General features: G+C 61.4%; 7 protein-coding genes. 4 read left to right on the top strand and 3 right to left on the bottom strand.

Features of this window, described 5'->3' with window-relative positions; all coding sequences use genetic code 11:
- Positions 1-266: 266 nt before the first annotated feature.
- Entirely contained in the window at positions 267-851 is a 585-nt protein-coding gene (gene nfuA, locus PspCFBP13509_RS31080; protein WP_017136914.1) for a Fe-S biogenesis protein NfuA, read from the bottom strand.
- A gap of 93 nt (positions 852-944) precedes the next feature.
- Positions 945-3,236 carry a fatty acid cis/trans isomerase gene (locus PspCFBP13509_RS31075; RefSeq protein ID WP_065947744.1) on the bottom strand — a complete coding sequence of 764 codons (2,292 nt, stop codon included), beginning with the start codon at positions 3,234-3,236 and terminating at the stop codon, positions 945-947.
- A gap of 166 nt (positions 3,237-3,402) precedes the next feature.
- On the opposite strand from PspCFBP13509_RS31075, the gene metH reads away from it, so the two are divergent.
- Both metH and PspCFBP13509_RS31065 read left to right on the top strand, forming a co-directional pair.
- Entirely contained in the window at positions 3,403-7,113 is a 3,711-nt protein-coding gene (metH, locus tag PspCFBP13509_RS31070) for a methionine synthase (RefSeq protein WP_137213182.1), read from the top strand.
- A gap of 52 nt (positions 7,114-7,165) precedes the next feature.
- Complete coding sequence (locus tag PspCFBP13509_RS31065; protein WP_027606482.1) at positions 7,166-7,384, top strand: DUF2970 domain-containing protein; 219 nt, start codon at positions 7,166-7,168, stop codon at positions 7,382-7,384.
- Here PspCFBP13509_RS31065 and PspCFBP13509_RS31060 read toward each other — a convergent pair.
- Positions 7,381-8,448: an ABC transporter substrate-binding protein gene (locus PspCFBP13509_RS31060; RefSeq protein WP_137213181.1), complete on the bottom strand. Its 1,068-nt coding sequence runs from the start codon at positions 8,446-8,448 to the stop codon at positions 7,381-7,383. The genes PspCFBP13509_RS31065 and PspCFBP13509_RS31060 overlap by 4 nt on opposite strands.
- 422 nt (positions 8,449-8,870) lie before the next feature.
- Between PspCFBP13509_RS31060 and PspCFBP13509_RS31055 the strand changes: the two genes are divergently transcribed.
- Both PspCFBP13509_RS31055 and PspCFBP13509_RS31050 read left to right on the top strand, forming a co-directional pair.
- Entirely contained in the window at positions 8,871-10,529 is a 1,659-nt protein-coding gene (locus tag PspCFBP13509_RS31055) for a nitrite/sulfite reductase (RefSeq protein ID WP_137213180.1), read from the top strand.
- The gene (locus PspCFBP13509_RS31050; protein WP_003235539.1) at positions 10,513-11,007 is read left to right on the top strand and encodes a DUF934 domain-containing protein; all 495 of its coding nucleotides are present in this window, start codon (positions 10,513-10,515) and stop codon (positions 11,005-11,007) included. Before PspCFBP13509_RS31055 ends, PspCFBP13509_RS31050 begins: the two co-directional genes overlap by 17 nt.
- Positions 11,008-11,200: the final 193 nt, after the last annotated feature.

Genomic DNA, 11,200 nt, shown 5'->3' with positions numbered 1-11,200 from the left:
GCGCGGGCGGTGCGACGATTCGACAAGCCCGCTCACCACAGAAGCCTAATTGCCATAGATTCCGTATTCACTGGAAGTTGTGTAGATACCCATGCCCCGATGGCGGTGTGTCAGCTTCCTCATGAGACGGCTGAGGCACCGCTATCGGAGCAAGCCCCCTCCCACACTTAATCCTACTTGTTAGATAGATGGCATAACTGTTTGAATTTTAATAATAAAAAACGACGCTCACGGGCGCCGTTTTTTGTTCGCAGTGAACACCTTACTCAGTAGTAGGCGTTTTCTTTCTGCGTGTGGTCTGTCACGTCACGGACGCCCTTGAGCTCCGGAATACGCTCGAGCAAGGTCCGCTCGATGCCCTCGCGCAGGGTCACGTCTGCCTGGCCGCAGCCCTGGCAGCCGCCGCCGAACTTCAATACGGCAATGCCGTCTTCGACGACGTCGATCAGGCTGACCTGACCACCGTGGCTCGCGAGCCCAGGGTTGATCTCGGTTTGCAGATAGTAGTTGATGCGCTCGTTTACCGGGCTGTCGGCGTTGACGTTCGGCACCTTGGCGTTGGGCGCCTTGATGGTCAATTGGCCGCCCATGCGGTCGGTGGCGTAGTCGACCACGGCATCGTCCAGGAAGGCTTCGCTGAAGTTGTCGATATACGCGGTGAAGCTTTTCAGCCCCAGGGCGGTGTCTTCAGGTTTCTCTTCACCGGGCTTGCAGTAGGCGATGCACGTCTCGGCGTACTGGGTGCCAGGCTGGGTGATAAAGACGCGGATGCCGATACCCGGGGTGTTCTGCTTGGACAGCAGGTCAGCCAGGTAATCGTGGGCGGCGTCGGTAATGGTTATGGCAGTCATGGAAACTCCTCACAGGCTTGCCGGCAGTTTACGCCAAAATATTACGCAGGTACAAAGTCCGAGTAATTTTGTCGGAAAAGACGCCGGCCTCTGTCAGAGGTTTTCATAACGGTTCATATCCAGCACCCCCTCTTCCACCGGCGTCGTCTCGCGGATGTACTGGGACAAATCGTGGAAATACTGCCAGAACAACGGGTGGCTGCGGCGCACGCCCCAGCGGTCGACAATTTTCTCAAAGCGATTGGCGTCCTTGGCCCGCTCCATTTCGGCGACGAATTCGGGCACTTCCTGGGCAGGGATGTTGAACATGAAGTTCGGGTAACTGCTGAGCACTCCAGGGTAAAGGGTCAGTGTGTCCAGGCCCGGCTGATAGCGATAAGCCTCGCCCAGCAGAAATGCCACGTTACTGTGAGCACGATTGCGCAGCAGGCTGTAGACCACGCGCTTGCCGCTGGCGGTTTCGACGCGCAGCATCGTCGCTTCGGGTAACTGGTCAATCACCTTGAGCCCCGCCGCAGGGCGTGAAGTCAGGCGGCTGAGCGCCTGTTCGGCGTCCTGCAGCGCCGGGTCGATACCGTCGCGCGAACAAAACGCGCCCCCGCAACGGTTGATCGGATCCGGGCTGGCATTCAGGTCACCGTAGCGGGCAAGCAACTGGTTGGCGAAGTCGCGCTTGGGGTCCTTTTTATCCAGGTGCAAGGCAGTAGGCGTGTCGTCGTCGATGGCTTCGTAATCCAGCCACAGCTTGATCTTGCCGCTGTTCTGGTACCAATCATCCATAAACGCATCGCGGCTATCGGCCGGCATCAGGCGCAGGAAGTTCTGCTCGGCACCGTTGCGGATCAGGTCGAAGTACAGCCGGGTCTGGGCCTGGTGCGATACGTTGCCGAACACATCGAAATTGACCACCAGTTGGTAATAGGTGCGCTCGAGCAACGGATAGTCGAACAACCACAGTGTCTGCGGGACTTCACCAATCAGGCCCTTATTGACCGAGGCGCTGTCGAAGTGGCGGAAGATGCTTAACAGGGCATTGTCATTGCCGGCCCACAGGGTCGACCAACTGGGTGCCGGCAACTCGGAATAGCTGTCTCGCCGCAGGGCTTCGTACTGGTTGCGCTTATCGCGGTATTCGAGCCACAGGCTGAGCACACTGCCCACATCGTCATTCTGCCCTGGCATCGCCAGCAACGGCGTGACCTGGCCGCGATAGCGCGCATCGGTGACGTACAGGTCGTGGTCGGGCGCCTGGAACAACGCCCAGAAATTGTCGCGGATCACGTCCGTGGCAATTTGCCCGCGGCACACCGGCCCGCGAATAAACGTGCGCACAAAGTATTCGGCGTTATCCAGCATGAACTGGTAACGCGCCTGGGCCGGAATCGCCTCGAAAGTCTCGAAAGGGTTGGCCCGCCGGCCGGGGCCGTAGCCGGGCAAGGCGCTGACCTGCCAGTCGCCGCTGTAGAACAGGGCTTTGATCCGCGCCATTTTCTCCGCGCTGAGGGGGTAGGTGATGTGGGTCTTGTGGACGATCACCCCTTCCACGGGCCACAGGCGGTAGTACACACGGGTGCCGGGATCGTCATTGGGGCGGCGGGTATTGATCAGGTCAATCGGCTGGCCGCTGGGGGTACGCGAGCGCACCCACTGGAAGAAATGCCCAGGCTCACCGTCTTCGAAATACAGATGCGCAATGAACAGATGCTCGAACAACCAGCGGGCCACCAGGCTTTCCCGCGCGCCGGGGGCGTTGAGCAGGTTCTCCCATCGCAGCACCTGTGCGGCTTCCCGGGCGCTGGGGGCCACGCCTTGCTGGTCAATCGGTGCACCAGAGGCCAGCCAGCGTTGCAGGGTCTGGTACTGCTGGTCACTCAGGCCGGTGACCGCCAACGGCATGCCCTCCTTGGGATGGGCACCGGCATAGGCGTTGAACTCGCCGGGTGTGGCGCACATGTTTTCGCGGTTCAGGCCCAATACGATCTCTTCGGGCAGCCTGGCATTGGGCTTCAGCGCTGCGGTATGCCCCAGCTCCAGCATGCGCGCCATCAGCGCCGCCTGGCTGCCCTGGGCGTCGAGAACCGAATAAAAACCCTTCTGCTGCCACGCCTGCTTGCCGAAGGCGTCATAGAACAAGCGCGTGGTGGGTGTGGCCTGGCTGCGCTCGCCGTCGTACACCGGCACTTTGGTCGCACCGCGCGCCGCGCCCTCGGCACTGCCCAGGTTCAGTTGGCAGGCCGAGTCGTAGCACGCATGGCAAGCCACGCACTTCTCGGTGAAGATCGGTTGAATATCGCGCGTATAGGAGATCGCCTGAGGGGGACCTTCCGCCAGAGCGGTACTGGCTATCAATGCCAGGACGGCGCTGACGATAAGACGAAGTGACATGTATCCGGTCCCGATTCAATACGTGCGATTTATAAGTCGCGGTGATTCTACCGGGCCATGCCCCCTCTCAACATGAGCGATATTCATGCAAAACCCGGACATGCCGCAAATCCGCACAGGTTTGTTATGATCCACGCCCTCCGTAATGCCTGACCAGAGTAGTCCCATGTCCGATCGTAGCGCTCGTCTGCAAGCCCTTCACCACGCCCTCAAGGAACGCATCCTGATCCTCGACGGCGGCATGGGCACGATGATCCAGAGCTATAAACTGGAAGAACACGACTACCGCGGCAAACGCTTCGCCGACTGGCCGAGCGACGTCAAGGGCAACAACGACCTGCTGGTGCTCACCCGCCCGGACGTGATCGGCGGGATCGAGAAGGCCTACCTGGATGCCGGAGCCGACATCCTCGAAACCAACACCTTCAACGCCACCCGTATCTCCATGGCCGACTACGGCATGGAAGAACTGGCCTATGAACTGAACGTCGAAGGCGCACGCCTGGCGCGCAGGATCGCCGATGCCAAGACCGCCGAGAACCCGGCCAAGCCGCGTTTCGTCGCCGGCGTCCTCGGCCCGACCAGCCGCACCTGCTCGCTGTCGCCCGATGTGAACAACCCCGGCTACCGCAACGTCACCTTCGATGAACTGGTGGAGAACTACACCGAGGCCACCCAAGGCCTGATCGAGGGCGGTGCCGACCTGATCCTGATCGAGACTATCTTCGACACCCTCAACGCCAAGGCCGCGATCTTCGCCGTGCAGGGTGTGTTCGAAGCGCTCGGTATCGAATTGCCGATCATGATCTCCGGCACCATCACCGACGCCTCCGGCCGTACCCTCTCGGGCCAGACCACTGAAGCCTTCTGGAACTCGGTCGCCCACGCCAAGCCGATTTCCGTGGGCCTGAACTGCGCCCTCGGCGCCAGCGAGCTGCGCCCGTACCTGGAAGAGCTGTCCAACAAAGCCAATACCCATGTGTCCGCGCACCCCAACGCCGGCCTGCCCAATGAATTCGGCGAGTACGACGAATTGCCGTCGGAAACCGCCAAGGTCATCGAAGAGTTCGCCCAGAGCGGCTTCCTCAATATCGTCGGCGGCTGCTGCGGCACCACCCCGGGCCATATCGAAGCCATCGCCAAGGCCGTGGCCGGCTACGCGCCGCGCACCATCCCGGACATCCCCAAGGCCTGTCGCCTGTCGGGCCTGGAGCCGTTCACCATTGATCGCAGCTCGTTGTTCGTCAACGTCGGCGAGCGCACCAACATCACCGGTTCTGCGCGTTTCGCCCGCCTGATCCGCGAGGACAACTACACCGAAGCCCTGGAAGTCGCCCTGCAACAGGTGGAAGCCGGCGCCCAGGTGATCGACATCAACATGGACGAGGGCATGCTCGATTCGAAGAAGGCCATGGTGACCTTCCTCAATCTGATTGCCGGCGAGCCGGACATCTCCCGCGTACCGATCATGATCGACTCCTCCAAGTGGGAAGTGATCGAAGCCGGCCTCAAGTGCATCCAGGGCAAGGGCATCGTCAACTCCATCAGCATGAAGGAAGGGGTCGAGCAGTTCATTCACCACGCCAAGCTGTGCAAGCGCTACGGCGCCGCCGTGGTGGTGATGGCGTTCGACGAAGCCGGCCAGGCCGACACCGAAGCGCGCAAGAAGGAAATCTGCAAGCGCTCCTACGACATCCTGGTCAATGAAGTCGGCTTCCCGCCGGAAGACATCATCTTCGACCCGAACATCTTCGCGGTCGCCACCGGCATCGAAGAGCACAACAACTACGCCGTCGATTTCATCAACGCCTGCGCCTATATTCGCGACGAGCTGCCGTATGCGCTGACCTCCGGTGGCGTGTCCAACGTGTCGTTCTCGTTCCGTGGCAACAACCCGGTGCGTGAGGCGATCCACTCGGTGTTCCTGCTGTATGCGATCCGCAACGGCCTGACCATGGGTATCGTCAACGCCGGCCAGTTGGAGATCTATGACCAGATCCCGGCCGAGCTGCGCGATGCCGTGGAAGATGTAGTCCTCAACCGCACCCCGGAAGGCACCGACGCCCTCCTCGCCATTGCCGACAAGTACAAGGGCGACGGCAGCGTAAAAGAAGCCGAGACCGAAGAGTGGCGCGGCTGGCCGGTCAACAAGCGCCTGGAACACGCGCTGGTCAAGGGCATCACCACCCATATCGTCGAAGACACCGAAGAATCGCGGCTGTCGTTCGCGCGCCCTATCGAGGTGATCGAAGGCCCGCTGATGTCCGGCATGAACATCGTTGGCGACCTGTTCGGCGCCGGCAAGATGTTCCTGCCCCAGGTGGTGAAATCCGCCCGCGTGATGAAGCAGGCCGTGGCCCACTTGATCCCGTTCATCGAGCTGGAAAAAGGCGACAAGCCGGAAGCGAAGGGCAAGATCCTGATGGCCACGGTGAAGGGCGACGTGCACGACATCGGCAAGAACATCGTCGGCGTGGTACTCGGCTGCAACGGCTATGACATCGTCGACCTCGGCGTAATGGTGCCGGCCGAGAAGATCCTGCAGGTGGCCAAGGAGCAGAAGTGCGACATTATCGGGCTGTCCGGCCTGATCACGCCGTCCCTGGACGAGATGGTGCATGTGGCCCGCGAGATGCAGCGCCAGGATTTCCACCTGCCGCTGATGATCGGCGGTGCGACCACCTCCAAGGCGCACACGGCGGTGAAGATCGAGCCCAAGTACAGCAACGACGCGGTGATCTACGTCACCGACGCCTCCCGTGCGGTGGGCGTGGCCACGCAGCTGCTGTCCAAGGAATTGAAGGCCGGCTTCGTCGAGAAGACCCGCCTGGAATACATCGACGTGCGTGAGCGCACCTCCAACCGCAGTGCGCGCACCGAACGCCTGAGCTACCCGGCGGCCATCGCCAAGAAGCCGCAGTTCGACTGGAGCACCTACGCGCCGGTCAAGCCAACCTTCACCGGTTCCAGGGTGCTGGACAATATCGACCTCAACGTCCTGGCCGAGTACATCGACTGGACCCCGTTCTTTATCTCCTGGGACCTGGCCGGCAAGTTCCCGCGCATCCTGACCGATGAAGTGGTGGGTGAAGCCGCCACCGCGCTGTACGCCGACGCCCAGGAAATGCTCAGGAAACTGATCGACGAAAAACTCATCAGCGCCCGTGCGGTGTTCGGTTTCTGGCCGACCAACCAGATGCAGGACGATGACCTGGAAGTCTACGGCGAAGACGGCCAGCCGATTGCCAGGCTGCACCACCTGCGCCAGCAGATCATCAAGACCGACGGCAAGCCGAACTTCTCCCTGGCAGACTTCGTCGCGCCCAAGGACAGCGGCGTGACCGACTACATCGGTGGTTTCATCACCACCGCCGGCATCGGCGCCGAGGAAGTGGCCAAGGCCTACCAGGACGCGGGTGACGACTACAACTCGATCATGGTCAAGGCCCTGGCCGACCGCCTGGCTGAGGCCTGTGCCGAGTGGCTGCACCAGCAGGTGCGCAAGGAACACTGGGGCTACGCCAAGGACGAGCAACTGGACAACGAGGCGCTGATCAAGGAGCAGTACAGCGGCATCCGCCCTGCCCCCGGTTACCCGGCGTGCCCGGACCACACCGAGAAAGCCCAGTTGTTCCAACTGCTCGACCCCGAGGCCCGCGAAATGCAGGCTGGGCGCAGCGGCGTGTTCCTCACCGAGCACTATGCGATGTTCCCGGCGGCGGCGGTCAGCGGCTGGTACTTCGCCCACCCGCAGGCGCAGTACTTTGCCGTCGGTAAGGTCGACAAGGACCAGGTGACCAGCTACACCGCGCGCAAGGGCCAGGACCTGGCCGTGACCGAGCGCTGGCTGGCGCCGAACCTGGGCTACGACAACTAAGCCGGCCTGGATTGTCTATGCTGTCCCTCACACACCTTGTGTCGAGGGACGTATGGACGATCCAGTCAACAACAAGCCGCCGACCTTCTGGCAGATGCTCCACAGCGTCATGGCCGCTGCGTTTGGCGTGCAGAGCGGCAAGAATCGCGCCCGCGACTTCACCCACGGCAAGCCCAGCCACTTCGTGATCCTGGGCATTCTGTTCACAGCAGTATTCGCCTTGACGCTGTTCGGCATCGTCAAACTGGTGCTGCACCTGGCCGGCGTCTAGCGCAGCAGCAGGTGCAGGCTGAACGGGTAACGATAGGACACGGGCTTGTCCTGGGCGGACAACGCGCGGAAATTCACCGACGGTGTCGGCCCCAACAAGCGCCGCGCCTGGCCGGCATCGATCAATTGGAATAGCGCCAACTGCCGGTCGCGTCCGCCATAGGCGCCAATGTCCAGGCCCTTGGCATCGTCATTGACCAACACCATGGCCCAGCCGCCCACGGTGAAATGCCCGGCGACCAGGGACGACAAGCGTCCATCCAGGCGTGCCTGCAGGATCTCCGGCGAGCTGTTGACCGCGCTGAACAGCACGTCCCTGCCCGGTAACCGCCCACTGCCCTGCAGCGCCTGCATGGCGCCCAGCGCCATCTGATCGTTGGCCGACCACACCAGCGCCGTCTGCGGGTAGCGCTTGAACAGTTGCGTCGCTTGTTCGAAGGCGCGTTCGCGGTTCCATTCGCCGTAGACCAACTGACGCAGGCGCACCTCGGGATGCTCGGCCAGCGCGCGACGCATGCCGCGCTCACGCAATTGCGCCCCCGGGGTGGACTTGGTCCCGGAAAACGCCAACAGGTCGAGGGGCTCGCCCGGCGCAACCGGACCGTGCTGGCGCAACAGATCACGGAGCATCAGGTAGCCAGCCTGTTCATCGTCAGCCACCAGGCTGCCGATCAAACGGATGCCACGGCGGGTTCCCAGCAATTGCGCCTGATCGGATGTCAGCGCGCTGTTCACCAGCAGCAGCTTGACGCCACTGCCCTCGGCCATGCGCAGGATCTGCGGTGCAACGTACTGCTCATTCACCAGCACCAGGTAATCGGGCCGCTGGCTGCCTTGCAGCACCTCACGCGCCTGAGCCAGCGTGTTGCCGGCATCACGCTCGCCATAACGCACGCGCAAGTCCAGGCCGAGGTCCTTGGCGGCGGCCTGCATGAATTGCGCGTAGCTGACCCAGAAGGTTTCCGTCGACATGCCCGGGTTGAGAAACACCACCGACGTTGCATGAGCCATCACCCCATACGTCGATCCCAGCAACCAGACACACGTAATCAACACCTTCAACATGGATGCTTGAGCCTCGAAAATAGGCCGCCATGATAGTGGCAATGCCTGAACCAATCGAGGCTCAATCAACGTCCTTTATTGGTGGCTGACCCAGAAAACGGCCGTTCCCACCACCAGAATGATCAGGAACAGAATGGCCCAGGCATCAACGGTACTGTCAGGTTTACGGGCTTTGGTCGGATTGCTCATTGCATCGCCTCTTGTCGGTTTTATAGGTGATTGCACTCAAACACGATCACAGTAAAGTTCACGATTGCCCGCATGACAAATGTGGGTATCGCGATAACCTTTCTCATTAGTCATTTTGGTTATGTGCATATACTCAAACATCACTTTTGCGCATAAACGCAAACTGGTATCGTGCGCCGGCTCCGTTGGGAGTGCGCGGCCGTGCGCGCAGATTTGCCGAGAACAGGACCTATATGTACGTATACGACGAATACGATCAGCGCATCATCGAGGACCGCGTCAAGCAGTTCCGTGATCAGACCCGACGCTACCTAGCAGGTGAACTGAGCGAAGAAGAGTTCCGCCCTCTGCGCCTGCAAAATGGCCTTTATGTCCAGCGCTTTGCGCCGATGCTGCGGGTGGCCGTGCCTTATGGCCAACTGACTTCGCGCCAGACCCGCATGATGGCCAGGATTGCCCGCGACTTCGACAAAGGCTATGCCCACATCAGTACCCGCCAGAACGTACAGTTCAACTGGCCGGCCCTGGAAGATGTGCCGGACATCCTGGCTGAACTGGCCACCGTGCAGATGCACGCCATTCAGACCAGTGGTAACTGCCTGCGCAACGTGACCACCGACCAATTCGCCGGGGTTGCCGCCGACGAGCTGATCGACCCACGCCCGTGGTGTGAAATCGTCCGCCAGTGGACCACCTTCCACCCCGAATTCGCCTACCTGCCACGCAAGTTCAAGATCGCCATCAATGGCTCGACCTCGGACCGTGCCGCCATCGAAGTACACGATATCGGCCTGGAGCCGGTGTACAACGCGGCGGGCGAGTTGGGTTTCCGTGTCCTGGTGGGTGGCGGCCTGGGCCGTACCCCGGTGGTCGGTGCGTTCATCAACGAGTTCCTGCCGTGGCAGGACCTGTTGAGCTACCTCGACGCCATCCTGCGGGTCTACAACCGCTACGGCCGTCGCGACAACAAATACAAGGCGCGGATCAAGATCCTCGTCAAGGCATTGACCCCTGAGGTGTTCGCCCAGAAAGTCGATGCCGAGATGGAGCACCTGCGCGGCGGCCAGACCACCCTGACCGAAGCCGAAGTGCACCGTGTGGCGAAGCACTTCGTCGATCCCGAGTACAAGGCCCTGGGCAATCAGGATGCCGAGCTCGCAGCGCTCGACCAGCAGCACCCGGGCTTTGCCCGCTGGCGCACCCGCAACACCCTGGCGCACAAAAAGCCGGGCTATGTGGCGGTGACCCTGTCGCTGAAACCGACCGGTGTGGCACCGGGCGACATCACCGACAAGCAGCTGGACGCCGTCGCCGACCTGGCCGAGCGCTACAGCTTTGGCCAACTGCGCACCTCCCACGAGCAGAACATCATCCTCGCGGACGTTGAGCAGAGCCAACTGTTCACCCTGTGGGGCGAACTGCGCGAAGGCGGTTTCGCCACGCCGAACATCGGCCTGTTGACCGACATCATCTGCTGCCCGGGCGGCGATTTCTGCTCCCTGGCCAACGCCAAGTCGATCCCGATTGCCGAATCGATCCAGCGCCGTTTCGACGACCTGGACTACCTGTTCGACATCGGCGAGCTGGACCTGAACATCTCCGGTTGCATGAACGCCTGTGGTCACCACCACGTCGGCCATATCGGCATCCTGGGCGTGGACAAGAAAGGCGAAGAATTCTACCAAGTGTCCCTGGGTGGCAGCGCCAGCCGCGATGCGAGCCTGGGCAAGATCCTCGGCCCGTCCTTCGCCCAGGAAGCCATGCCCGAGGTGATCGGCAAGTTGATCGACGTGTACATCGAACAGCGCACCGAAGATGAGCGTTTCATCGACACCTACCAGCGCATCGGCATTGACCTGTTCAAGGAGCGCGTCTATGCAGCGAATCATTAAGAACAACGAAGTCCTCGACGAAACCTGGCACCTTTTGCCCAAGGACGCGAGCTTCGACGGCATTTCCAACTGCGACGACCTGATCGTGCCGCTGGCGCTGTGGCGCGAACATGGCCACGCCCTCAAGGCTCGCGACGGCGGCCTGGGTGTGTGGCTGGACGCCGATGAAGAAGCCGAAGAGATCGGCGCTGACGTGGAACACTTCCAGGTCATCGCCCTGAACTTCCCGGCCTTCACCGACGGTCGCAACTATTCCAACGCACGCCTGCTGCGTGACCGCTACGGTTACAAAGGCGAGCTGCGGGCCATTGGCGACGTGCTGCGCGACCAGCTGTTCTACCTGCGCCGTTGCGGGTTCGATGCCTTCGCCTTGCGCGCCGACAAAGACCCGTACGAGGCGCTGGAAAGCCTCAAGGACTTCTCGGTGACGTACCAGGCAGCAACGGATGAACCGCTGCCGCTGTTCCGTCGTCGCTGAGTATCACATGTGGGAGGGGGCTTGCTCCCGATGGCGGCCTCTGGGCCGACCATGTGCTTGGGTTGGAATGAGTACATATCCGTTACTGCGGTAACGGCTACTTAGGGTTCCGCTCTTACAGCGGGTCACTTTTGGAAGAGCGCCAAAAGTAACCATGGACTTGTTCCCTCAAAACGTACGCCATGAAGTGAGT

Origin of the sequence: Pseudomonas sp. CFBP13509, assembly GCF_005233485.1 — a bacterium.
Lineage (GTDB): Bacteria > Pseudomonadota > Gammaproteobacteria > Pseudomonadales > Pseudomonadaceae > Aquipseudomonas > Aquipseudomonas marginalis.
Note: the sequence above shows the minus strand (reverse complement) of the source record. Positions and strands in the feature narration are given on the sequence as shown.